This window comes from Roseobacter phycocola (genome assembly GCF_042055075.2).
Classification (GTDB): Bacteria; Pseudomonadota; Alphaproteobacteria; order Rhodobacterales; family Rhodobacteraceae; genus Roseobacter.
In genome coordinates this window covers 665,208-688,098 of record NZ_CP194010.1, presented here as the reverse complement: position 1 = coordinate 688,098, position 22,891 = coordinate 665,208, and the positions used below count along the sequence as shown (strand labels likewise).

Here is a 22,891-nt window from a genome sequence, read left to right as displayed (position 1 = left end):
CGTGTACACGCTTTATATGGCAAAAGGTTCATCGGCGCTGGCCGCGCATATCCTTCTCGAAGAGATCGGTGCGCCGTATCAGACACAGGTCCTCTCGGTGCCCGACGGCGAGCACCTGAGCGACACCTATCTGTCGGTCAATCCACGCGGCCGCGTGCCTGCGCTTGCGACGCCACACGGCGTGCTTACAGAAAACCCCGCCATACTCGCTTATCTTGCTCAGGCACATCCCGAAAAGGAACTGGCCCCGAAAGACCCCTTTGGGTTCGCCACAGCGCAGTCCGCGAACCTCTATCTTGCCTCGACCATGCACCCGGCTTTTGCGCATAAACTGCGTGGTGCCCGCTATGCGGACAGCCCGGACGCCATCACTGCGATGAAAGACAAGGTCCCGGCGAATATGGCCGAATGCGCGCGCCTGATTGAGGATCATCTGTTGCAGGGGCCCTGGGTCCTCGGCGCACAATACTCGATGTGCGATCCCTATTTCTTTCTGGTGCATCGCTGGATGGCAGCCAACCACATCAGCACAGGCGAATTTCCGAAAATACACGCCCATGCGGAAGCCATGCGGGCCAGACCCGCAACACGCGCCGCGCTGGAGCAGCACGGGCTTTAACCGATTATTTCATCTGACCGGTCGTCGGTCTCCCCATAGCGCCGCATCACCGCGGGTTTGGTGCCTTCGTAAATCCGGTCAATGTTCTCTTCGATCCGCGCATTTTCACGCTCGAAGAGACAATCGCCGTTCATATCTGATGCGACGATAAAGGGTCCCATACGGCGCGACCGGATCACCCACATGGCCTGGGCAATTCCCAGCTCCTCATGCCAGTGAACAGCCTCAACGGTTTCGACACCACGCCCCAGAAGCGCCCCTGTTCCATAGCCGACCGTGGACAGGTACACCGCGCCGTTGGGTACAAAGTATTCCCGGTAATCCTTTGAGGACATGCCGCCCTTGCCAATGATGAGCCGTGCACCGGTGCGGGCCATCCATTCCGGCAGCCACTTGGCAAACCGGAAGCTCGCCGTCGCGGTGACGGCCCCAAGATCAAAGGACCCGTCTTCGCGGATCACCGCAGCGGGCGAGCAATGGAAATTCGCGGCACTCTGCGCGGGCAGTTCCATGGGGATGTTGGCGTTTTCCTCCAGCGCACGCATGTAAACGCCCTCGCGCGCGGTGTAGATCAGCCCGTCAAGGTAAACGATATCGCCCAGCTTCAGGTCGGCAACAGCTTCTGCCGTGGGGGTCGTGCTCAGAACAACTTCGCGCAGGCTCATTCCGCAGCCTCCAGCGCCGGTTCCCAGTCAACTCCTTCGCGCCGCTGATAATCCGTGAACCAGTCCGGGTCCGTGCGGTGTTCGACACGCCCATCCGGCCAGATGCGCGCAACAGCACGGCGCGAGGACAGACAGAACGCATGCACAGACATCTGCATGCCACCGGTGTGGCAGTAGCCAACTTCGATGTTGCAGTCGATCACCATGTTCTTGCCGACAAACCCCATCGCGCCCATACCGATGGAATTGCCCAGTTCCCTGAACTCATCTTCCATCGCAGCAATTTTCGGGTCCGAGTTCCGGCTGCCCACAGTGCGCAGGGTTGCAGCACGTTTGCCCAGCACCATGCATGTGTCCTTTGACCCGCCCAGACCGATCCCGATGATCGCCGGCTGACAGGCCAGGCCCCTTTTGCCAAATGCCACCAGGCTGTCGAGGTAAAACCGTTTGATCCCCTGTATTCCGTCCGAAGGAAAAAGCATCCGGTAGTCCGTCCCGAAAAGCCCACCCTTGTGCACTGTGATCAGGTCGATCCAGTCACCGTCCGGCTCAAACCCATATTCGATCTCAGGCGCGCCGATCCCGACGTTGTTGTTATGATCCGTACGCCACAGCGGGTGTACACGGTTCGGGCGCAGCGGGATTCCTGTGGTCGCATTGGCCGTCGCACGCCGCAGGGCCCCTTCCAGCGCCACAGGGCCGCCTTCGATGCGGGCCTCGTTGCCCATTTTCACGAACCAGCGCGGCACGCCGGTATCGCCGCACATGGCGCGACGGTCCTCTTTGGCCGCTTCGTAATTGTCCAGCATCGCCTTGAGAACAAACGAGGAAAGATCGCCATCCTCAGTCTTCGATGCCGCCTTCAGCCCATCAAGGTAATCCTGCGGAATCTCTATGGCTGCCTTGTCCATCAGCGTCTCTGCTGTGCTCTCAATAAGGTTGATCGGGATCATCGGAAGTCCTCCCTGTTGCGCGAGACGAGGCCCCACATCTCATTGTCGCCGTCACCTGAAAACGCAACCGCACCCGCCCGAACGAGCGCCTGACGCAGCGCGTCATCATCGCTGAAGCCGCGCAGGTGGTGCCGGATCTTTTTCAGACTGCGTTTCTGATAGTTCTCATTTTCCAGAAGATGGCGGATGGCGGACTCAACGGAGTAGTCCAGCTTCATCTCCTCGCGCAGACGGGCCAGATCGTTCTGTGCCGTCATACGCGCCGTGACAAATGCGATCACCAGGCTTGCAAGGCATGACAGCACGATAAGGGCAGCTTCGGTCATTGCGCCGCCACCAGCGATTCCGGCTCACCGTCAGGCAGAATGGTCTCGCCCGGGCGAACCACCGTGAACCGGACGTCCTCACGCGTAACCTCGACATCCGTATCATTGCGACGCGCCACGGTGAAATAGCTGTCGATCATCGCGCCTTCTTCCGGGAAATCCTCACGGTAGTGCGCGCCGCGTGAGTTTTCACGCGCCAGCGCCGCTTTGGCGATCACCTCCGAAATCTCGCACAGGCTGGCAAGGTTGAGCCAGTCATGCCATGTCAGGTTAAACGCGAGGTTCTCGCCCGACACGCCGGTTTCCAGCAACTCTGCGCTGACCTCGCGGATACGACCCAGCCCCCGCGTCAGGCCATCTGCTGTGCGCATGACGCCCACATCTTCCCACATTGCTTCCTGCAACTGGTTGCGCAGCGGCTGGACTAGCGCCGCTTTGCGCTGGAGCGGGCGCAGGGCGCGGGTGACTTCGGCCTCCAGCACAGTTTCATCCGGATCGCGCAGTTTGGTGAACCGGCGGATGTCCTGCCCCATGACATCGCCCGCAATCCCGCCATAAACCGTTGAATTTGCAACCCCGTTGCCACCAAGGCGGTTTGATCCATGCGCGCCGCCTGCGTCCTCTCCCGCAACATAGAGACCTTCCAGAGCGGTGCGCGTCTCCACATCCACGACCACGCCGCCCATAAAATAGTGCGCTGTTGGCACAACCTCGACGAGGCCTCCCGCCAGATCAAACCCGCTGTCCGCGCAGCGCTTGACCATGCCTTTGAATTTCTGGCGCACGTTCTCCGGGCCCAGATGCGCCATCGAAATGAACATGCCTTCCTGCTCAGGATCGTTGTTCTTGCGCATCTCTGCGTAAATACCGCGGCTGACCACATCGCGCGTCGCCCGCTCGCCCAGACCGTCGTAGTCGTACATGAACCGGTGACCCGCAGCATTCAGAAGCTGCCCACCGGCGCCCCGAAGCCCCTCTTCGAGCACTGTGCCCGTCATCCGGCTGTGACTTCCTGCCAGCAGGCCGGTCGGATGAAACTGAACCATTTCCATATCGCGCAGCGGCAGCCCTGCCCGCAGCGCCATCGCGAGACCGTCCATCGTCTTGTCGCCGCTTGGCGTGTGGTAACGGTACATGGTCGGGCCACCGCCGGTGGCCATCAGCACCGTTTTGGCCCGCACGAAACGGAAGCGCCCCGTGCGCATGTCGATCATCAGCACGCCAGCCAGCGCACTGCCGTCCTTTGTCGGAATGAGGCCAATCGCCCGGTGTTCCTGCAGTTTCTCGACCGGGCGGGAGAGCACCTGTTCCATCAGCCGGTTGATGATCTCGATACCCGTCAGATCACCCTTGTGCACGGTCCGGTCCGCGGTCTGCCCCGCGAAGGCCTTCTGGTGCAGCGTTCCGTCGGCGTTTCGGTCGAAAAAGCACCCGATCTCATTTTCCAGCTCGGTGATGCGCACCACAGCCTGTTCGCAGAGCCGCCAGGCCATGTCCTGATCCGGCAGCCATTTGCCTCCATGAATGGTGTCCATGAAATGCCGCTCAACGGTGTCCCCACCGCCCAGCGCAACATTGTACCCCCCCTGGACCATGCGCGTGCAGCCGCATTTACCAATCAGGCCTTTTACCGCGATCGTAATTTTGGTGCCCGGAGGCGCGGACTGCTGGGCGTGAAGTGCTGCGAAAAGACCCGCGCCGCCGGTGCCAAGGATCAGGATGTCTGTGTCATGGCGGTCGATTTCAGTTTTCATACGGAGATCACCTGCAAAAAGAAGGAACCGGACAGCAGAAACGCAAACCCAACCGCGCCAGCAGCCAGGGTTTTCTGCGGTGCGGACCATGGCAGCCACTCCATCGCCATGAGTCTCAGACCGCCGGCCATGTGAAGCGCCAGCAGGAACACAAGCCCGAATTCCGCAACCTTAACAATTGGCTGATCAGCAAAGCTCAGAAACTGGTTCAGCTTTTCCGGCTGGGTGAGCGCATAGGACAGCACCCAGAAATGGACGGGCAGGAAAAGCGCCAGCGCCAGTCCGGAAACCCGGTGCAGCACAAAGGCCAGCCAGAGCGGATGTGCGCGGGAATACTTCATCCGCCGCCTCCGGCTGTCACGGCCCAGACGGCACGCGCGCCCAGTGCGAACAGCACCAGAGCTGTCCCCCAGGTAAGTGCGCTCAGGGCTGCACCCTTGAGACCGGTGTGTTCATGCACGATCACGCGCAGACCAATGGCAGCATGGACAGAAACGGCGACGACGAAACTGCCGTAAAACAGAAACCAGAAAGCTGATCCCTGCGTGCGGCCGAGGATTTCTTCTGCAGAAAGTCCGCCCTGCACTGCATAGATCATCACGGCAATATGGCCCAGCGTCAGCGGCGCCATGATGAGCGCCGAGATCCGTTGAACCATGTAGAGGTGGACGTTCAGCATTGTTTACCGCCGCTTTCTGAAAAAGTTACGGCTAGTTTCCCGTTTCAGCCCGGCAATGGCAGACATCGGGTCCAGTTCGTTCGGGCAGTACACAGTGCAGCTGCCCATTGAGTGGCAGTTGTGGCATCCCCCGGCCCCGGACACGGCATCCAGGATTTCTGAACGGGCGTCGTGCTTTGCATCATTGTACAGCGTCCATGCGCGCTGCAACGCCGCGGGCCCAAGGTAGTCGGCGTTGCCGGCAACCGTGTCGCAGGCAGCGTAGCACACCGAACAGTTGATACACTCGATGCCCGCGCTCGCCTCAACGCGCGTGCTGTCGCCCGGATCAATTGCTTCGATCGCATCATGGCGGGTTGCACTGGGGGTATGCACACCTCCGGCCGCCACCCACTTGTCAAAAAACGGGTCCATGTCCGCCGCCAGATCCTTGATGACCGGCAGGTTGCGCAACGGGCCTACCTGGACCGCGCCGTCTTTGACCACAGTTTTGATATGGGTGCGGCAGGTCCAGCGCGGCCGTCCGTTCACCATCATCGCGCATGACCCGCACATGCCCACACGGCAGGCAAAGCGGTAGGTGAGCGTCGGATCGGCATATTGCTGGATCCAAGACACCACGTCCAGAATGGTCTGGCTTTCATAAGCCGGGACCTCAAATGTCTGATACGCGCCATCTTCTCCGCCACGCCAGACCGACACATCCAGTTTTTCGGCTTCGCCCGCCACACGGTGCTCCCGGCTTGTGGATCTTGGTTTGAGCAAGATATAACTTCGAGAATAGCTAACGAGAAGGAATATGTTCTAATGGTTTTCGTAAGAAAGACTTACAGTATATTGCGCCGTCTCGATGACTGAGGTGCAACTGTCCGATCTGTTAAAACAACGCTTTGGTAACGCGCCGAACGTCCCTGAAGGTCTGCAGAACAACCCGCTTTTGAATGCCATGGCGGGGCGGGCCGCGTGTCGCAGGTTCACCCCGGATGTTCCGTCGGCAACCGTACTGCAGACGCTCGCTGCTGTCGCACTGGCGGCGCCGTCCAAAAGCGATCTGCAGCAGCGTGATATTCTTATCGTTGAGGACCCCGCCAGGACGGATCAGTTGCGCAATCTGCTGTCCGCTCAGGAGTGGATCGCAGATGTGCCCTGCTTTGTCGTTTTCCTCGCGGACAACCGGCGGCAACGGCAGATCCAGTCCTGGCACCATGAAGGCTTCCCTAACGACCACCTCGATGCCTTTTTCAACGCATCTCTGGATGCAGGCATCGCCCTGAACGCATTCATGACAGCGGCGCAGGCGGCGGGATTGGGCTGTTGCCCGATCAGCACAATACGCAATCATATGAATGCAGTACGGGATCTCTTTGATCTGCCGGATCACGTATTTCCTGTCGCCGGCATGGCAGTCGGGTATCCGGTTGATCCGGCCCGGATCAGCCCGCGCCTGTCGCTGGAAGCCACCGTGCATTCGGATCAGTACCGGAACACATCCCGCGCCGACATCGAGGAATACGACAACCGACGGCGGGCGGGCCGCGAAGAGACACCCTGGTCATTGGCCAAGGCCCGCATGTACGCAAAAGCTCAACGCGGGGACTTCGGCAGGTTCATCCGCAACATCGGCTTCCGGACAGATTAGGAGAAGATCCTAAAGTACTGCAGAAAATGTTTTTTCCAGTTTGCTGACGATCTCGTCCACATGTGCGTCTTCGATGATGAAGGGCGGCGCAAGAAGGATGTGATCGCCATGCCGTCCGTCCACTGTCCCACCCATGGGATAGCACAACAGCCCGTTTTCAAAGGCAGTGCTTTTCAGTTTTTTGTGGGTCGCGGCCGATGGATCGAAAGGCTTTTTGCTGGCCCTGTCCTCAACAATTTCCAGTCCGATGAACAGGCCCCTTCCGCGGATATCGCCTATGTGCGGGTGCTGGCCAAACGCACCCTGTAGCGCATTTTGCAGCTTTTCCCCCATGGCCGCGCAATTCTCCACGAGACCGCCGGTCAGTTTGGAAACGACGGCATTGCCTGCCGCGCAGGCTGTTGGATGGCCGATATACGTGTGTCCGTGCTGGAAAAACCCGGAGCCTGCGGCAATGGCATCATGGATCGCAGCGGTGCACATCATGGCACCAATCGGCTGGTACCCGGCGCCAAGCCCTTTGGCGATGGTGACAATGTCTGCTGTGATCCCGTCATGTGAATGCGCGAAAAGACTGCCAGTACGGCCCATGCCACACATCACCTCATCCAGTATCAGCAGAATACCGTACCGGTCACAGATCTCGCGGATCCGCCGGAAATAGCCGTCGACCGGTGCCACTGCGCCGAGGGTCGCGCCGACGACCGGTTCCGCCACGAACGCTATGACCGTTTCGGGCCCAACGCGCTCCAGTTCGGCTTCCAGTTCGTTGGCGACACGCTGGCCGTAGTCAAAGGCGGTCTCGCCGTCCTGCTGTCCGCGATAGGCATAGCACGGAGAAATCAGTGATGTTTCAACCATGATCGGGGCGAAGGCCTGTTTGCGCCATTCGTTACCGCCCGTGGCCAGAGCACCCAGTGTATTGCCGTGATAACTCTGGCGGCGCGCGATAAACCGATGCCGTTGCGGCTCACCGATTTCGACAAAATACTGCCTCGCGAGCTTGAGCGCAGCCTCGACCGCTTCCGAGCCGCCTGAGACAAAATAGACCTTTTCCAGGCTGCCCGGCGCGGCCTGGACCAGCCTGTCTGCCAGTTCTTCTGCAGGGTCAGACGTGAAAAAACTGGTGTGCGCATAGGCAAGTTGTCCAACCTGCGCCTGAATCGCTGCGATCACATCCAGATCACTGTGGCCGAGACAGGAGACCGCCGCACCACCCGATCCGTCAAAATATTCTTTCCCATCAGCATCATAGATGTAGGCACCTTTGCCTATAGACGCACGTCGAGGACTGGTCTTAGAGTGCCGGCCAAACACATGTGACATTCGAAATCTCCCCAGTTGAACTGTTTGCTGTGAAGCATATGACACCCTGAGTGACAATGCTCTGAAATGTTAACCGGTATCAGGGGGGACGCAGAAACGGGATGGGGGGAGCGCGTGGTTGTTTTGCCGGATGTCGCGCCGTCGTTGCGCCACTTCAGCCTGAAAAACAGGCCGGATAACGGACTTCCGGTTGCAACCGGAGCCGTGCAGATAAACCCTGCCTTGCAACCCACAACGCCGCGGTTCATCATTCGGGGCGATTCACCGGATTTCTTTTCATCTGACGCAGCGGGCCTTTTTTGCAACGACACCGATTGGCAGGCTGCCCGGTACTGGAGGCAAAGCGTTTCAGACACGGATTGCTGAGATGAAAAGTAATAACAGCCGTCTGTCCGGTGAGACCGGCGGTTAAAAGACGACCAAAAAACAAATGGGAGAAATCAATGTTTAACAAACTCAAACTGACAGCAGCCGGCGCCAGCCTGGCGATGCTGATGGCTCCGGCGGCAATGGCCGAAGAGTTCATCACAATCGGCACCGGTGGTGTGACCGGCGTGTACTATCCGACCGGTGGTGCAATCTGCCGTCTGGTCAACAAAGGCCGCAAGGAACACGGCATCCGCTGTTCGGTCGAGTCCACAGGTGGTTCTGTGTACAACATCAACACCATCCGCGCAGGCGAGCTGGAGTTCGGTGTGGCACAGTCCGACTGGCAGTACCACGCATTCAACGGCACCTCCCGCTTTGAGGAGCAGGGCGCATTCGAAGACCTGCGTGCTGTGTTCTCTGTGCACCCGGAGCCCTTCACTGTTGTGGCGCGTGCGGATGCAGGCATCAGCTCTTTCGCTGACCTCAAAGGCAAGCGCGTGAACATCGGCAACCCGGGTTCCGGCCAGCGCGGCACAATGGAAGTTGTGATGGAAAAGATGGGCTGGACAACCGGCGATCTGGCACTGGCGTCCGAGCTGAAAGCGGCTGAACAGTCTGCAGCGCTCTGCGACAACCAGATTGACGCGATGATCTACACCGTTGGTCACCCGTCCGGTTCGATCCAGGAAGCAACCACCGCATGTGATTCCGTGCTGGTTGAAGTGTCCGGCGCCGAGATCGAGTCGCTGATCAACGACAACTCTTACTACCGGTCCGCGACAATCCCGGGCGGCATGTACCGTGGCACAGACGGTGACGTGAGCACCTTTGGTGTGGGCGCGACATTTGTGACGTCTTCGTCCGTTTCCGAGGATGCGGTCTATGCGGTTGTGTCAGCTGTCTTTGACAACTTCGACGACTTCAAGAAACTGCACCCTGCGTTTGCGAACCTCGAAGCCGAAGAAATGGCGACAGCCGGTCTGTCCGCACCGCTGCACCCCGGTGCTGCGAAGTACTACAAGGAAAAAGGCTGGATCGAATAAGATCCCGGCTCTTGTCTGACGGCAGAGGGCGGCCCGGTCCGCCCTCTGTTTTACCCGCATCAGCGGGCACAATAATTTAAGCAAAAGCCGTTTCAGCGGTATTCCAGGGAGACAGTAACCATGGCCGATCAGACCGGCGGCGGACGCGCGCTATCCGACGAAGAACTGGCAGATCTCGTAGCTTCATCTGACGCAGGCGGGCGTAACCCTGTCGGAGCGGTGGGCACATTTCTCGCCATCACCGCAATCATCTGGTCGCTGTTTCAGGTGATCCTGGCATCCCCTCTCGCCAACCAGCTTCTGCCCGGTTCGGTCATCAACAACTCCCGTCAGATTCACCTGGCGTTCTCGATCTTTCTGGCCTTCATGGCCTACCCGATGTTCAAATCCAGTCCGCGCCACTACATCCCGCTGCAGGACTGGGGCCTTGCCATCGCCGGTGCGGGCATCGCGATGTACGGGTATATTTTCTACGACAAAATCGTAAATTCCGGCGGCCTCGCGGATGACGTGGACAAGTGGTTTGCGCTTGCGGGTCTGATCATTCTGTTCGAAGGGGCACGCCGCGCGCTGGGGCCTGCGATGGCGATCATCGCCACCATTTTCCTGGCTTACGTGTTCTTTGGCTCCTCCAGCTGGGTCCCTGATGTAATCCGCTGGAAAGGTGCCTCGCTGCAGAAAGCTATGAGCCACATGTGGATCACCTCAGAGGGTGTGTTTGGCATCGCACTGGGTGTTTCGACGAAGTTCGTGTTCCTCTTCGTGCTCTTTGGCGCGCTGCTCGATAAGGCGGGCGCCGGCAACTATTTCATCAAAATGGCCTTTGGTGCCCTCGGGCACCTTAAGGGTGGCCCGGCCAAAGCGGCCGTTGTGGGCTCCGCTGCCACGGGCCTGATCTCCGGCTCATCGATTGCCAACGTTGTCACCACTGGCACCTTCACAATTCCGCTGATGAAACGCGTGGGCTTCTCTTCCGAAAAGGGCGGCGCGGTAGAGGTGGCCTCCTCCGTGAACGGGCAGATCATGCCGCCGGTTATGGGCGCTGCCGCCTTCCTGATGGTGGAATATGTGGGCATATCATACGTCGAAGTGATCACCCACGCCTTCCTGCCCGCGACAATTTCCTACATCGCGCTGGTCTACATCGTGCACCTTGAAGCGGTAAAGAACAACATGCCGACACTGGGCAACCGCGTCGTGTCGATGGGCAAGACCATTGGCGGTATGGCAGCGTTCTTTGTGGGCTTTGCAGGCCTCTGCTATGGTGTGCAGTACCCTGTGGGCTGGATCGTTGCCGCGACCTCGAACTCGGCCGTTATCCTGTCTGTTCTGATCTTTGTGACCTACGCGCTGCTTCTTTGGATGGCGGCATCGGTGCCCGATCTGGAACCCGATGACCCCAATGCCGAAGAAGTTGAGCTGCCTGTTGTTGGCGAAATCTACAAATCCGGTCTGTACTTCCTGCTCCCGATCATTGTGCTGGTCTACTTCCTGATGATCGAACAGAAATCACCCGGTCTGTCGGCGTTCTGGGCGACCATGCTGCTCTTTGTTATCCTGCTGACGCAGAAACCAATGAAGGCCATTTTCCGTGGCGAAGGTGGTGCTCTGGTCGAACGTTTCAAAGACGGCGTAGTCGATCTGCTGCAGGGCCTCATTGACGGTGCGCGCAACATGATCGGCATCGGTCTTGCAACCGCCACTGCGGGCGTGATTGTCGGCACTGTGACGCTGACTGGTGTGGGTCAGGTCATGGCCGATCTCGTCGAGTTCCTGTCGGGCGGCAATCTGATCCTGATGCTGATGATGGTGGGGCTTTTGTCGCTGATCCTCGGCATGGGCCTGCCAACAACAGCGAACTACATCGTTGTGTCATCTCTGATGGCGGGCGTTGTCGTGGAACTCGGCGCACAGTCCGGTCTGATCGTGCCGCTGATCGCCGTGCACCTCTTTGTGTTTTACTTCGGGATCATGGCGGACGTGACACCACCAGTGGGGCTGGCAAGCTTTGCGGCTGCGGCGGTCTCCGGTGGTGATGCGATCAAAACGGGCTTTACCGCATTTTTCTACAGCCTGCGGACTATCGCCCTGCCCTTCGTCTTCATCTTCAACACCGATCTGCTGCTGATCGATGTGGGCTGGGCGCAGGGCATACTGGTCTTTGTGATATCCAGCATTGCCATCCTCGTCTTTACGGCAGGCACAATGGGCTATTTCCTGACCAAAAGCCGCATCTACGAAAGCATCCTGCTGATCTTCATTTCGTTCATGCTCTTCCGTCCAGACTTCTTCATGGACCGTCTGCAGCCTCCGTTCGAGGATATCGCACCGGCCGCCTTTGCCGAGACAGTTGAAGCCGCTGCACCGGGCAAAGAGTTCCGCGTGGTGGTCAACGGTCCGGACTTCGATACCGGCGAGCCGCTGGAAACCACCCTGCTGGTGACAGTCGGCGATGAAGCCGAAGGCAGCCGGATGGATGCGCTTGGTCTGCTGACTGTGCCGGACGGTGACACGGTCACACTGGAAGAGCCGCTCTTTGGCACACCCTATGCCGAAGTGTTCCAGGGCTATGACTTCTACGGCGATGACTTTGTGACCATCACAGCCGTCAAGGCCCCGGCAGATCAGCTGCCCAAGGAACTGGTCTTCATTCCGGGTCTCGTGTTGCTGCTGCTGGTCGTAATGATGCAACGCGGACGCGCCGCGCGCGAGCCTGAGCCAGCAGCGGCCTGAGCGAAAGACCAGCCGAATTGACAGCGCCGCCGGGGAACCGGCGGCGTTTTTCTGTCTCTGCGTGCAACTGTCATAAATCTCACATAAACCCGCGCTATGCGGGCGGTCTGTGAACAGCCCGGCGGGCATAAACTGAAAGAAACGGGATATGACGACTTTTGCTCTGAACGGGCTTGGACGTATCGGCAAACTGGCTCTGCGTCCGATGCTCGAAGCCGGAATGGACATCGCCTGGATCAACGATGCCGAAGGCGACCCGGAGATGCATGCACATCTGCTGGAATTTGATACGGTCCACGGACGCTGGCCCGCGCGGTTCAGTTCCGCCCCGGACGCGATTTCAATCGATGGAAAGCGCCTGCCTGTATACAGCAACCGCAGGCTCTCAGACCTGCCGCTCGGTGGCGTGGACGTGGTGATCGACTGCACCGGTGCCTTTAAAACCGAAGCTGCCCTCGCCCCGTATTTCGACGCGGGCGTCAAAAAGGTTGTGGTTTCCGCACCTGTAAAAGATGGGCCAACGGCAAACATCGTCTATGGCGTCAACCATGACGTCTACGATCCTGATACACACCGCATTATCACCGCGGCCAGCTGCACGACGAATTGCATCGCCCCGGTGGTTAAGGTCATCCACGAAAACCTGCGCATCAGACACGGATCAATCACCACAATCCACGACGTCACAAACACGCAGACCATTGTGGACCGGCCGGCCAAAGACCTGCGGCGCGCCCGCTCTGCGCTCAATTCCCTGATCCCCACCACAACGGGCAGTGCCACCGCAATCACCCTGATCTATCCGGAACTGAAGGGCCGGCTGAATGGTCATGCCGTGCGGGTTCCGTTGCTGAACGCATCGCTGACCGACTGCGTGTTCGAGCTGGAGCGTGAGACGACAGTCGATGAGGTGAACGCATTGTTCCGTGCGGCGGCCGACGGTCCGCTGAAAGGGATTCTGGGTTACGAGGACCGGCCGCTGGTCAGCGCAGACTATACCAATGATACGAGGTCCGGCATTGTGGATGGGCCGTCGACAATGGTTGTGAACGGCACCCAGCTCAAAGTTTATGTCTGGTACGATAATGAATATGGCTACGCGCACCGGCTCGTGGATGTAGCGGGAATGGTCAGCGCCAGCCTTTGATGAAAACACCTGCGCGCAAAGATACCCGTCTGACCGCCTATTTCGCGGTGACCGCCGCCTATTGGGCGTTCATGCTCACCGATGGCGCGCTGCGCATGCTTGTGCTTCTGCACTTTCACACGCTGGGCTTTTCTCCGGTCCAGCTGGCATATCTTTTTGTACTTTATGAGATCGCCGGGGTGGTGACCAACCTCAGCGCCGGATGGATTGCCGCGAGGTTTGGTCTGACGCGCACACTTTATGCCGGACTGATCATTCAGATCGGCGCGCTGCTGGCGTTGACAGCACTTGATCCGGCGTGGAGCATCGGGGCCTCTGTCGTTTTCGTCATGGCAGTTCAGGGTGCCTCCGGCGTGGCAAAGGATCTTTCCAAGATGAGCGCCAAGTCGGCGGTGAAGCTGCTGGCACCGGATGGTGATGGCGGCCTGTTCCGATGGGTTGCTTTGCTGACCGGGTCCAAGAACGCGGTTAAGGGCTTCGGCTTTCTGCTTGGAGCCGTCCTGCTGGGTCTGGCCGGTCTGCAGGCCGCCGTTCTTGGGATGGCAGCTGTGCTCGGTGTTGTCCTCGCCGCTGTGCTGGCGGGCATGCCGCCGGGTCTGCCCACCGGACGCAAGGACGCAAAGTTCCGCGAAGTGTTTTCGGACAATACAAATATCAACTGGCTCAGCTTCGCGCGCGTGTTTTTGTTTGGTGCGCGCGACGTTTGGTTTGTGGTGGGCATACCGGTCTATTTCTACGCCGTTCTTTCTGACGGGACAGACGCCGGAAACCGCGCCGCGTTCTTCATGATCGGCAGCTTCATGGCGCTCTGGATTATCCTTTACGGTGCTGTCCAGGCCTCAGCCCCACGGCTGCTGCGGACTGCGGCCCGTCCGGCCAGTGCGCTGATCACCGCCGCGCGCAACTGGAGCGCGGCTCTGATCGCGATTCCGGCAATGCTGGCGCTTCTGGTCTGGATGGCCGGGTCACCCGCGCCCTGGCTCACAGTCACACTGGTTGCCGGTCTGCTGCTGTTCGGCGCGGTTTTTGCAGTCAACTCCGCGCTGCATTCCTATCTGATACTTGCTTTCAGCACAGGAAACAGGGTCACGATGGACGTGGGTTTTTACTATATGGCCAACGCGACGGGCCGCCTTTTGGGCACCGTTCTGTCCGGCGCAAGCTATCAGCTTGGTGGCCTGCCCCTGTGCCTTGCCACGGCTGCGGTCATGCTGGTGCTCAGTACAGTTGGTGCTGCGCGCCTGCGCGCCTAGCCCGTGCTGGTGGCCAGAATTCTGCTGATCTCTTTCAGGGACCGTCCGGATTCGCGCGACCATTCGTTGATCGCTGCCTGAACCGCCATCATCGCCTTCTTCGATGCAGGAGCTTTGTCGATGACCCCTTCGGCCATCAGCCGCCCCACTACATCACGCGACAGAATATAGCCATCCACGCCCATGAAACGCAGAAAATACTGGCCCGTTGTGCCCCCAAGACGTGATCCGTCCGCCTTGAGACGCAGCAGCAGCGAAGCGTAATCCTCACGGGGCCAGTCCGCGATCATCCGGCCGAAACTGCCATGCTCTTTCCGGACATCAAGGATAAACGCCGCATTCTCCTGTACGGCCCGGATCTTGGGTCCGTGCCGCACGATTGATGTGTCTGTGACCAGCGCATCAAACCATTCATCATCCATAAAAGCACAGGGCCCGGGATCAAATCCGCGGAATGCAGTCTCGAACCCCGGCCACATGTTGTCGACAACTTTCCAGTTGAAACCGGCCTGAAAAATGGACCGGGTCATCTGTGCCAGCCACCTGTCATCCGGAATAGCGGCCACCTCCTGTGCGGACAACGACGGCTCAAAACCATCAAAAATGGCTGCTTCACCGCCTTTGCGCCCGGCGCTGATTTCGAGAATTTCACCTAGCGTGCGCATGAACTGTCCCCCCAATGTCACTTTCTGTCAGGATCACAGAAGACCATGGCCTGCTGACATCCAGCGTCAGTATACAGCGGGGCTTGCACCCGCGGAACGCCTGAAGGACAGTGTTTTCATGTCCTCTTCTTTCCCAAAGTTGCTGATCTCGCTGATGTGTTCACTGGTGCTGACGTCCGCACCGGCACGGGCAGAGCAGATCACTGTTTTCGCTGCGGCAAGCCTGCGCACTGCGCTTGTAGAAATCGCAGCCGGCTTTGAAGAAGAAAGCGGGCACAGCGTTGCGTTCTCCTTTGCCGGCTCATCCGTCCTCGCCCGCCAGATCAGCCTCGGCGCACCTGCAGACGTCTACGTTTCGGCGAATACAGCCTGGATGGATTACCTGGAACAACAGGGGCGGATCAACGCAACCACGCGATTTGATCTGGCCGGCAACAAGCTCGTACTGATTGCTGCAAACCCTGACGTGCCCCCGGTTGAACTGAGCGCGCAAACCGATCTTGCCGGCCTGATCGGGGACGGCAGGCTCGCGGTTGCTCTCGTGGATGCTGTTCCGGCCGGTCTTTATGCGAAAGAGGCGTTGTCGTATTTCGGATTGTGGCAGAGTGTTGCCACACGGACGGCACAGACGGACAACGTGCGCGCGTCCCTGGCTCTCGTGGCCACCGGTGCCGCCCCCTATGGTATCGTTTACGCCACAGATGCGCTTGCTGACGCCCGCGTTAAAGCGGTTGCCGTTTTTCCTGCAGAAAGCCACCAGCCAATTGTGTACCCGGCGGCTGCGGTGGCGTCTGAACCCTCCGGTGCTGCGCGCGGTTTCCTTGACTATCTTCGCAGCCCGCAGACAGATAAGGTGCTGACACGGCTGGGTTTTGCCGCAGGTACGGAGTAGGCAACCGATGGAGTGGCTAAGCGCACAGGAATGGCAGGCGGTCGTCCTGTCGCTGCGCGTGGCTTTCTGGGCGACGCTGTGCAGTCTGCCCTTTGGCCTCTGGGTGGCGGTTATTCTGGCGCGGCGCGATTTTCCCGGCAAACAGCTGCTGAACGGCCTGGTGATGCTGCCCCTGATCCTGCCGCCGGTGGTCACCGGTTATCTGCTGCTGCTGACCTTAGGGCCACAGGGACCTGCGGGGAGTTTGCTTGCCCTGATCGGCATCAGCTTTGCTTTCAACTGGACGGGTGCAGCCCTGGCCGCCGCGATCATGGCGTTTCCGCTGATGGTGCGCGCGATCAGGCTGTCTCTCGAGGCAGTTGACCCGAAGCTTGAGGAAGCTGCCGGGACGCTGGGCGCATCACGCGCCTGGGTGTTCCTGACCGTGACGTTGCCGCTGATGCTGCCAGGCGTTCTGGCCGGCGCGGTGCTGGCTTTCGCCAAGGCGATGGGGGAATTCGGGGCGACAATCACTTTCGTGTCTAACATACCTGGCCAGACGCAAACCGTGCCTTCCGCCATCTATGCCTTTCTTCAGGTGCCGGGGGGCGAAAACCAGACTCTGCGGCTGGTACTGATTTCTGTGGCCATCGCGATGGGCGCGTTGCTCCTGTCTGAAATTCTGGCCCGCCGGATCGCCCGGCGCATCGGTGGCACCTGATGCTGGAGTTGGCCCTGACCCAGGAATTTGACGGGTTCTCCCTGGACGTTTCCTTTGAGGCGCCGCGTGGGATCACTGTTTTATTTGGCCGCTCCGGCACCGGGAAGACGAGCATCATCAATGCCGTCGCGGGCCTTCTGCGCCCGACCACAGGGCGCGCAACGATCAACGGACGCACTCTGTTTGACACCGAGCGCGCGATCTGGATCCCGCCCCACCGGCGGCGTGTCGGTTACATTTTTCAGGAAGGGCGTCTCTTTCCGCACCTGACGGTCCGGCAGAACCTGCTCTACGGCCGCCGGTTTGCACCGGCAAACGCGCATCATGAAAAACCGGAAAACGTGATAGACATGCTGGGCATCGGGCATTTGCTGGACCGGCGGCCAGCTCTGCTGTCGGGCGGTGAAAAGCAACGCGTGGCAATCGGGCGTGCACTACTTTCCGCGCCGGAGATACTGCTCGCGGATGAGCCCCTGGCCGCACTGGATACAAGGCGCAAAGCCGAAATCCTGCCCTACTTCGAGCGGATCCGCGACGAGCTTGCTGTGCCCGTCCTCTATGTCAGCCATTCCGCCAGCGAAGTGGCCCGCCTTGCAACGACCGTTGTGGCGATCGAGGCGGGACGCGTCACCGGTATCGGACCTGCGCAAGCGGTGCTGAGCGATCCCGGGGTAACCCCGCTCGGCGTCCGCTCGGCCGGTGCGATGATGACTGCGCGGCTTGTCCGGCACCATGCGGACGGCCTCAGCGAACTGGACGCAGGCGGTCTGCCTCTTCTTCTGCCGCGCATTGACCAGGAGCCCGGGAAAATGCTGCGTGTCCGGATCGAGGCACAGGACGTCATGATCGCCACTACGCACCCCAAAGACATTTCAGCGCTGAACGTTCTGCCTGCTGTTCTGACCGAACTGCGCCAGGGGGATGGTCCGGGGGTACTGGCCCGTCTGGATGCGGGGGGGAACACGATCCTCGCCCGGATCACCCGCCGGTCCTGTGACGCACTTGGTCTGCGCACCGGCATGCAGGTTTTTGCCGTGATCAAAGCCGTATCCGTCCCGCGCGAAGCAGTCGGCGATGGCCAGCCCGCACAGGTCTGACATTACCCCGGCCGCATCAGCTCCGACAGCAATGGGTTCGGGAAGCGCCGCCCGACGGTCACGCCGTAAAATGTTTCGGTCAGGTCGGGCAGCACCGCAAGCTCTGTAAGAGAGCCTGCCGCGATTTCATCTTTCACGACAATGGGCGGCAGGACGGCCAGCCCCGCCCCGTCCCGCACAAGCAGGCGCATCATGGCCATGTCGTCTACTTCTGCGGCGATCTGGGGGCGCAGACCAAGCCGGTCAGTCAGAGCGTCAAAGCCCGCGCGCACCCCGCTGGCCCGCGAGGGCAGGATCAGCGGCGCATGCAGCAGCTGTTCCTCCAGCGGCGCGCCCGACAGTCTTTCATCGGGTGGACCAACGAGGCTGACATTCTGCGTATCCAACTGCTGGACGTTGAATGGGGTCAGAGCGTCAGCAGGCGGTGCCTGGTTGGTCAGAACCAGGTCGAGGTGCAAAGCCGCAAGCGCTGTGCTGAGTTCGGCCATACTGCCCGACCGCAGCACGACCTCAACATCCGGGCGCCCCAGCAGAGGTTTGAGAAACACCAGCTGATAGTTGCGCGACAGCGTCGAAATGGCCCCGACCCGCAGCGCCCGACGACTTGCTCCTGTCTGCTGCAGTGTAGCCACCATCTCACGCCCTGTCGCGAAAATGGCATTGGCATGATCCAGGGCAATCCGCCCTGCTTCGGTCAGCAGCAGCGCACGGCCCCGTCGTTCGAACAGGTCCTGACCAAGGCGTTCCTCAAGCTGACGGATCTGGGTCGAAACCGCCGATTGCGAAACGTTCAGCAACGCTGCTGCCCGGGTTAGGTTTCCATCTTCTGCAACGGCCTGAAAATACCTCAGGTGATGATAGTTGAAGTCCATTCATTCCATAAAACAGAATGAATTGTTACTTACAATATATTTTATTTATGCAAATCTCTCGCATATATCCGGCGCAACACTCATTCTTCTCCGGAGACCGCCATGACCCTTCACGCTGTTGCCCTGATCGCCCCGTCCCTGCTGGCGGCTGCCGCGCTTCTGGCGGCCCTGCGCCCTGCAACGCCTGCGGCGACCACCGCGCGCACCGCCGAAGCGGCCGCTCTTCTGGCCGGTGTGTCCGGTATCGTGGCTCTCATTGTTCTGTTGCTGCAGGGTCCTGGGACCACTGGGTTTATCACAGCAGGCCTCTCTGTCAGGGTTGACGCTCTGGCCGTGACAATGGCGCTTCTGGTCTGTTTTGTCGGCTGGGTGGTGCTGCGCTACAGCCGGACTTATCTGCGCGGTGAGGACGGCCAACCGAGGTTCACAGCCCTGATCTGCGCGACCATTGCCAGTGTTCTGCTCTTTGTTCAGGCCGGCGGGCTCATGCTGCTGGTCGCTGCGTGGATTGCCACGAGCCTCTTCCTGCACCAGCTCCTCACCTTTTACAGCGACCGCGTCCCTGCACGACGCGCCGCGTACAAGAAATCCGTTATGGCGCGGATCAGTGACGTCGCTCTCATAGCGGCCGCGCTTTTGCTGGCCACGACCTTCGGGACCGGCGATATTGCCGCGATCCTGGCCGGAGCTGCTGGTGCCGAGGCGACACCGCAGATCACCGGAGCTGCAGCGCTGCTGGCTCTTGCGGCTGTTCTGAAATCCGCGCAGTTCCCGTTCCACGGTTGGCTCACAGAGGTCATGGAGACGCCCACGCCGGTGTCCGCATTGCTGCACGCCGGTGTGATCAATGCCGGTGGCTTCCTGCTGATCCGCTTTGCGGACGTGCTCTTGCTGGCACCGGGTGTGCTTGCCCTGCTCGTCCTGATCGGCGGCGGGACCGCACTTCTGGCTGGTCTGGTGATGCTGACACAACCGGCCGTCAAGACGTCGCTCGCATGGTCGACCGTTGCGCAGATGGGTTTCATGATCCTGCAATGCGGTTTTGCTCTGTTCCCTCTGGCACTGCTGCATATCGTGGCGCACTCGCTCTATAAGGCGCATGCATTCCTGTCGTCCGGCACGGCCGTCGAAGCTGTGACCGCCAACCGCAGGCCCGGCCCCGTGGCGGTGCCCGGCGCCGGTGCCGTGGCTCTTGCCTTCGCTGTTGCGCTGTCGATCTATGCCGTGGTCGCGACCCTCTTCGGGCTGGGTGGAAAATCGCCGCAGATGCTGGCGCTCGGCGCAATCCTGATCTTCGGCGTGGCCTACCTTCTGGCGCAGGGCTTCGCCGACAGGGCGCCTGTCCAGCTGACGCGCAGGACAACGCTTTACGCGTTTACCGCGTCGCTCAGCTATTTCACGCTCCAGACCGGTGCCGCGACTGTCTGGGGACCCGCCCTGCCCGCAACACCGCCCCCCGGTCTGCTCGAATGGATGCTGATGACACTTGCACTGGTCAGTTTCGGCGCGGTGGCCATTGCTCAGAGCATGTTTGCCCACTGGGCAGGATCGCCCGCTTTTGCCGGCCTGCGCGTCCACATCGCGAATGGCTTTTACGTAAACGCACTTACAGACCGGTTGCTGAACACCCGCAGCCTCAGAAAATTCTCCTGACCCCTGATACCCTGCTCCGAACCCGAGGACACACATATGGCACTCGACTCCACTTCGCACCCGCTCTCAACTGATACCCTCGCTCGGCTGGCCGATGCTGCCGGCCGGCAGATCCCCCCGGTCTGGCCTCTCGCCTCATCCGTCGCGGTCAACCCGTTCCTCGGCCAAAGCAGCATGTCGCTCGCAGAAACCGGCCGTTTGCTGGCGCGTATCAGTGACACACCTGTCACGATGCCCCGCGACTGGTTTGTAGACCAGATATCAGGCGGCGTGATCAGCACGACAGATCTGCAGGATGCACTTGCTGCATCACCACATTCTCCGAAGCCAAAGGACGTACCAGCACTCATGGCTGCATCCGGGGCGCTGGCATCGCCGCAAAAGAGGCTGCCTTTGGTCGCCGATCTTCTGGCCGAGCATGACAGAACAGACTGGCCCGGATTTATCGCTGAACGCACCGGGGCATGGGCGTCGGGCTACTTCGACGCAGGCCAGGCCATGTGGAGCGCACCCCGTGACGAGAAGGCCTGGTCATCCTGGCGCGCTTTTGCCATGAGCGATCTGAGCACGGGCTTTCAGGGTTTCCCCGGGTTCAGGGCACTGATCCAAAGAACGCCCGCCGATCCTCTCTCTGCCATAGAGGAAGCGACACGGACGCTCGGACTGACAGATGCGGCCATTCCGGGATATTTCCACCAGGTTCTGATGGCACAGGGCGGCTGGGCGCAGGTTGCACGGTACGAGCTCTGGAAAGCCGAGCTTGCGGGCGGCACCGACGATACCCTGACCAGCCTGCTGGCCATTGCACTGACATGGGAGGCGGCTCTGTTCACCCGGTTCGGTGCGGTGTTTGCCGCTGAATGGACGGACACCGTTCTGGCGCATGCCACGCCATCAACACCTGATGCGGACCATGTGATCAATGAAATCCTGCAGGAAGCCATGGAAAGGTCAGTCCAAAGGCGGCTTGCCGGTCAGTTCACAGCACGGGAGGCCACAGCACCGTGCATCCGCCCGGCCCTTCAGGCAGCATTCTGCATTGACGTGCGGTCCGAAGTGTTTCGCCGCGCCCTCGAAAAAGCCGATACGGGCATCCGGACCCTCGGATTTGCCGGGTTCTTTGGCCTGGCAACCCGGCACAGCGCCTGTGGCTCAGACGTTGATGAACTGCGCCTGCCGGTGCTGCTGAACCATGGACTGACCTCCGGCGAAGGCCAGGCCGGTGCCAGCGCCGCCAGAGCGGAGAACGACAAACGTTATCTCGCCCGCGCTCAAAGGGCCTGGGGCCGGTTCCGGCAGGCCGCCGTGTCGTCTTTCGCCTTTGTTGAGGCTACAGGCCCGATCTATGCCGCGAAGCTTGTCAGTGACGCGATGGGCGGCAGTACCGCGCCCGCGCCCGGAACGGCATCCCCCTGCCCACAACCGGATATGGATACGGAGGCCCAGATCACCGCGGCGGCCAGCATCCTGAAGGCGATGTCTCTGACCAGTGGTTTTGCCCGTCTCGTGCTGCTGTGCGGTCACGGTGCGACAGCGGCCAATAATCCGCACGCCAGCGGGCTGCAGTGCGGTGCCTGTGGCGGGTATTCCGGCGAAGTGAACGCGCGGCTTCTTGCAAACATCCTGAACCGTCCGGAGGTGCGCGCGGGACTTGAGGACCAGGGAATCCAGATACCGGATGACACCGTCTTTGTTGCCGGGCTGCACGACACCACGACAGATGATGTCACGCTTTACGCTCAGGACGTCGATATGCCGGAACACGGGGCGGACATCTCCCGGGCAACGGGCTGGTTGCGGACCGCAGGGCAACTTGCGCGGGAAGAACGGCTTGCGGGATTGCCGGGAGCCGAGACCACGCCAAACATCGCTGTGCGGGCGCGGGACTGGGCGGAAACGCGTCCTGAATGGGGTCTCGCCGGATGCCGCGCCTTTGTCGCGGCCCCCCGCAGCCAGACCAGCAGTGACACGCTGTCGGGCCAGGTTTTCCTGCACGAATACGATCACAGGCAGGATGCGGAAAACGGATTCCCCGTGCTGGAACTCATCCTGACCGCACCTGTTGTCGTCGCAAGCTGGATCAGTCTGCAGTACTATGGCTCCTCTGTTGCGCCGGAGGTTTTCGGATCCGGCAACAAGCTGCTGCACAATGTCACCGGCGGAATTGGTGTGGTCGAAGGCAACGGCGGCACACTCCGGACAGGACTTGCGCGGCAGTCAGTGCACGATGGCGAAAAACTGCGCCACGATCCGCTGCGTCTCTCCGTCTATGTTGCGGCTCCAAAGGAAGCGGTATCAGAAATTCTCGAGCGGCACCCTCAGGTCCGCGCGCTCTTTGACAATCGCTGGCTTCACCTCTTCACACTTGCCGACACAGGAGAGGTCACTGACCGTTACGCCGGTGATCTCAGCTGGACTGCTGAACAGGCTGACTGACGGAAACACTACTGGGCGCGGAACGGGTTGCCCCGGCTCCGCGCCTGCTCACATACTCCTTTGCAGGGCT

General features: G+C 60.3%; 21 protein-coding genes. 11 read left to right on the top strand and 10 right to left on the bottom strand.

The window, feature by feature from the left end; translation table 11 throughout:
- Window position 1 precedes the first annotated feature (1 nt).
- Complete coding sequence (locus tag AB4K19_RS03405) at window positions 2–619, top strand: glutathione S-transferase family protein (protein ID WP_436399053.1); 618 nt, start codon at window positions 2–4, stop codon at window positions 617–619.
- Here AB4K19_RS03405 and AB4K19_RS03400 read toward each other — a convergent pair.
- From AB4K19_RS03400 to AB4K19_RS03370, 7 genes are read right to left on the bottom strand one after another with little or no spacing between them, the layout of a single operon-like run.
- Window positions 616–1,284 carry a fumarate hydratase C-terminal domain-containing protein gene (locus AB4K19_RS03400; protein WP_375230535.1) on the bottom strand — a complete coding sequence of 223 codons (669 nt, stop codon included), beginning with the start codon at window positions 1,282–1,284 and terminating at the stop codon, window positions 616–618. The two genes, AB4K19_RS03405 and AB4K19_RS03400, sit on opposite strands and share 4 nt — an antisense overlap.
- Window positions 1,281–2,237 carry a fumarate hydratase gene (locus AB4K19_RS03395; RefSeq protein WP_375230534.1) on the bottom strand — a complete coding sequence of 319 codons (957 nt, stop codon included), beginning with the start codon at window positions 2,235–2,237 and terminating at the stop codon, window positions 1,281–1,283. Before AB4K19_RS03395 ends, AB4K19_RS03400 begins: the two co-directional genes overlap by 4 nt.
- Window positions 2,234–2,563, bottom strand: coding sequence for a hypothetical protein (locus AB4K19_RS03390; protein WP_375230533.1), 330 nt, complete (start codon window positions 2,561–2,563; stop codon window positions 2,234–2,236). Before AB4K19_RS03390 ends, AB4K19_RS03395 begins: the two co-directional genes overlap by 4 nt.
- Window positions 2,560–4,317, bottom strand: coding sequence for an L-aspartate oxidase (locus AB4K19_RS03385; RefSeq protein WP_436399050.1), 1,758 nt, complete (start codon window positions 4,315–4,317; stop codon window positions 2,560–2,562). The genes AB4K19_RS03390 and AB4K19_RS03385 overlap by 4 nt, the downstream gene beginning before the upstream one ends.
- A complete protein-coding gene (sdhC, locus tag AB4K19_RS03380) occupies window positions 4,314–4,658 on the bottom strand; it encodes a succinate dehydrogenase, cytochrome b556 subunit (protein ID WP_375230532.1) in 345 nt (114 codons plus the stop codon). The genes AB4K19_RS03385 and sdhC overlap by 4 nt, the downstream gene beginning before the upstream one ends.
- Entirely contained in the window at window positions 4,655–4,996 is a 342-nt protein-coding gene (locus AB4K19_RS03375; protein WP_375230531.1) for a succinate dehydrogenase, read from the bottom strand. Before AB4K19_RS03375 ends, sdhC begins: the two co-directional genes overlap by 4 nt.
- A gap of 3 nt (window positions 4,997–4,999) precedes the next feature.
- Window positions 5,000–5,725: a succinate dehydrogenase/fumarate reductase iron-sulfur subunit gene (locus AB4K19_RS03370; RefSeq protein WP_375230530.1), complete on the bottom strand. Its 726-nt coding sequence runs from the start codon at window positions 5,723–5,725 to the stop codon at window positions 5,000–5,002.
- Window positions 5,726–5,846: 121 nt separating this feature from the next.
- Between AB4K19_RS03370 and AB4K19_RS03365 the strand changes: the two genes are divergently transcribed.
- On the top strand, window positions 5,847–6,635 hold the full coding sequence (locus AB4K19_RS03365; RefSeq protein WP_375230529.1) for a nitroreductase family protein: 789 nt from the start codon (window positions 5,847–5,849) through the stop codon (window positions 6,633–6,635).
- A gap of 9 nt (window positions 6,636–6,644) precedes the next feature.
- Here AB4K19_RS03365 and AB4K19_RS03360 read toward each other — a convergent pair whose 3' ends face one another.
- Window positions 6,645–7,961, bottom strand: coding sequence for an aspartate aminotransferase family protein (locus AB4K19_RS03360; protein WP_375230528.1), 1,317 nt, complete (start codon window positions 7,959–7,961; stop codon window positions 6,645–6,647).
- A gap of 443 nt (window positions 7,962–8,404) precedes the next feature.
- On the opposite strand from AB4K19_RS03360, the gene AB4K19_RS03355 reads away from it, so the two are divergent.
- From AB4K19_RS03355 to arsJ, 4 genes are all read left to right on the top strand, one after another.
- Window positions 8,405–9,373: a TAXI family TRAP transporter solute-binding subunit gene (locus tag AB4K19_RS03355; RefSeq protein WP_375230527.1), complete on the top strand. Its 969-nt coding sequence runs from the start codon at window positions 8,405–8,407 to the stop codon at window positions 9,371–9,373.
- Window positions 9,374–9,493: 120 nt separating this feature from the next.
- Window positions 9,494–12,106 carry a TRAP transporter permease gene (locus AB4K19_RS03350; protein WP_375230526.1) on the top strand — a complete coding sequence of 871 codons (2,613 nt, stop codon included), beginning with the start codon at window positions 9,494–9,496 and terminating at the stop codon, window positions 12,104–12,106.
- Window positions 12,107–12,254: 148 nt separating this feature from the next.
- Window positions 12,255–13,253: an ArsJ-associated glyceraldehyde-3-phosphate dehydrogenase gene (locus tag AB4K19_RS03345; protein ID WP_375230525.1), complete on the top strand. Its 999-nt coding sequence runs from the start codon at window positions 12,255–12,257 to the stop codon at window positions 13,251–13,253.
- Window positions 13,253–14,506, top strand: coding sequence for an organoarsenical effux MFS transporter ArsJ (gene arsJ, locus AB4K19_RS03340; protein WP_436399045.1), 1,254 nt, complete (start codon window positions 13,253–13,255; stop codon window positions 14,504–14,506). The genes AB4K19_RS03345 and arsJ overlap by 1 nt, the downstream gene beginning before the upstream one ends.
- Here arsJ and AB4K19_RS03335 read toward each other — a convergent pair.
- Window positions 14,503–15,171: a DNA-3-methyladenine glycosylase I gene (locus tag AB4K19_RS03335; RefSeq protein ID WP_436399043.1), complete on the bottom strand. Its 669-nt coding sequence runs from the start codon at window positions 15,169–15,171 to the stop codon at window positions 14,503–14,505. The genes arsJ and AB4K19_RS03335 overlap by 4 nt on opposite strands.
- A 118-nt stretch (window positions 15,172–15,289) precedes the next feature.
- On the opposite strand from AB4K19_RS03335, the gene modA reads away from it, so the two are divergent.
- From modA to modC, 3 genes are read left to right on the top strand one after another with little or no spacing between them, the layout of a single operon-like run.
- The gene (modA, locus tag AB4K19_RS03330; RefSeq protein ID WP_375230524.1) at window positions 15,290–16,063 is read left to right on the top strand and encodes a molybdate ABC transporter substrate-binding protein; all 774 of its coding nucleotides are present in this window, start codon (window positions 15,290–15,292) and stop codon (window positions 16,061–16,063) included.
- Between the two features lie 7 nt (window positions 16,064–16,070).
- Entirely contained in the window at window positions 16,071–16,763 is a 693-nt protein-coding gene (gene modB / locus AB4K19_RS03325) for a molybdate ABC transporter permease subunit (RefSeq protein ID WP_436399040.1), read from the top strand.
- Complete coding sequence (modC, locus tag AB4K19_RS03320) at window positions 16,763–17,860, top strand: molybdenum ABC transporter ATP-binding protein (RefSeq protein WP_436399038.1); 1,098 nt, start codon at window positions 16,763–16,765, stop codon at window positions 17,858–17,860. Before modB ends, modC begins: the two co-directional genes overlap by 1 nt.
- Window positions 17,861–17,862: 2 nt before the next feature.
- Here modC and AB4K19_RS03315 read toward each other — a convergent pair whose 3' ends face one another.
- Window positions 17,863–18,732, bottom strand: a complete 870-nt coding sequence (locus AB4K19_RS03315) for a LysR family transcriptional regulator (protein ID WP_375230523.1) — start codon at window positions 18,730–18,732, stop codon at window positions 17,863–17,865.
- Window positions 18,733–18,834: 102 nt separating this feature from the next.
- Between AB4K19_RS03315 and AB4K19_RS03310 the strand changes: the two genes are divergently transcribed.
- Both AB4K19_RS03310 and AB4K19_RS03305 read left to right on the top strand, forming a co-directional pair.
- Window positions 18,835–20,385, top strand: coding sequence for an NADH-quinone oxidoreductase subunit L (locus tag AB4K19_RS03310; protein ID WP_375230522.1), 1,551 nt, complete (start codon window positions 18,835–18,837; stop codon window positions 20,383–20,385).
- Between the two features lie 36 nt (window positions 20,386–20,421).
- Complete coding sequence (locus tag AB4K19_RS03305) at window positions 20,422–22,821, top strand: YbcC family protein (protein ID WP_375230521.1); 2,400 nt, start codon at window positions 20,422–20,424, stop codon at window positions 22,819–22,821.
- Window positions 22,822–22,891: the final 70 nt, after the last annotated feature.

Coding starts and splice junctions, on each gene's coding strand:
- AB4K19_RS03400 (WP_375230535.1), bottom strand. CDS start 1,284: ATGAGCCTGCGCGAAGTTGTTCTGAGCACGACCCCCACGGCAGAAGCT.
- AB4K19_RS03395 (WP_375230534.1), bottom strand. CDS start 2,237: ATGATCCCGATCAACCTTATTGAGAGCACAGCAGAGACGCTGATGGAC.
- AB4K19_RS03390 (WP_375230533.1), bottom strand. CDS start 2,563: ATGACCGAAGCTGCCCTTATCGTGCTGTCATGCCTTGCAAGCCTGGTG.
- AB4K19_RS03385 (WP_436399050.1), bottom strand. CDS start 4,317: ATGAAAACTGAAATCGACCGCCATGACACAGACATCCTGATCCTTGGC.
- sdhC (WP_375230532.1), bottom strand. CDS start 4,658: ATGAAGTATTCCCGCGCACATCCGCTCTGGCTGGCCTTTGTGCTGCAC.
- AB4K19_RS03375 (WP_375230531.1), bottom strand. CDS start 4,996: ATGCTGAACGTCCACCTCTACATGGTTCAACGGATCTCGGCGCTCATC.
- AB4K19_RS03365 (WP_375230529.1), top strand. CDS start 5,847: ATGACTGAGGTGCAACTGTCCGATCTGTTAAAACAACGCTTTGGTAAC.
- AB4K19_RS03360 (WP_375230528.1), bottom strand. CDS start 7,961: ATGTCACATGTGTTTGGCCGGCACTCTAAGACCAGTCCTCGACGTGCG.
- AB4K19_RS03355 (WP_375230527.1), top strand. CDS start 8,405: ATGTTTAACAAACTCAAACTGACAGCAGCCGGCGCCAGCCTGGCGATG.
- AB4K19_RS03350 (WP_375230526.1), top strand. CDS start 9,494: ATGGCCGATCAGACCGGCGGCGGACGCGCGCTATCCGACGAAGAACTG.
- AB4K19_RS03345 (WP_375230525.1), top strand. CDS start 12,255: ATGACGACTTTTGCTCTGAACGGGCTTGGACGTATCGGCAAACTGGCT.
- arsJ (WP_436399045.1), top strand. CDS start 13,253: ATGAAAACACCTGCGCGCAAAGATACCCGTCTGACCGCCTATTTCGCG.
- AB4K19_RS03335 (WP_436399043.1), bottom strand. CDS start 15,171: ATGCGCACGCTAGGTGAAATTCTCGAAATCAGCGCCGGGCGCAAAGGC.
- modA (WP_375230524.1), top strand. CDS start 15,290: ATGTCCTCTTCTTTCCCAAAGTTGCTGATCTCGCTGATGTGTTCACTG.
- modB (WP_436399040.1), top strand. CDS start 16,071: ATGGAGTGGCTAAGCGCACAGGAATGGCAGGCGGTCGTCCTGTCGCTG.
- modC (WP_436399038.1), top strand. CDS start 16,763: ATGCTGGAGTTGGCCCTGACCCAGGAATTTGACGGGTTCTCCCTGGAC.
- AB4K19_RS03315 (WP_375230523.1), bottom strand. CDS start 18,732: ATGGACTTCAACTATCATCACCTGAGGTATTTTCAGGCCGTTGCAGAA.
- AB4K19_RS03310 (WP_375230522.1), top strand. CDS start 18,835: ATGACCCTTCACGCTGTTGCCCTGATCGCCCCGTCCCTGCTGGCGGCT.
- AB4K19_RS03305 (WP_375230521.1), top strand. CDS start 20,422: ATGGCACTCGACTCCACTTCGCACCCGCTCTCAACTGATACCCTCGCT.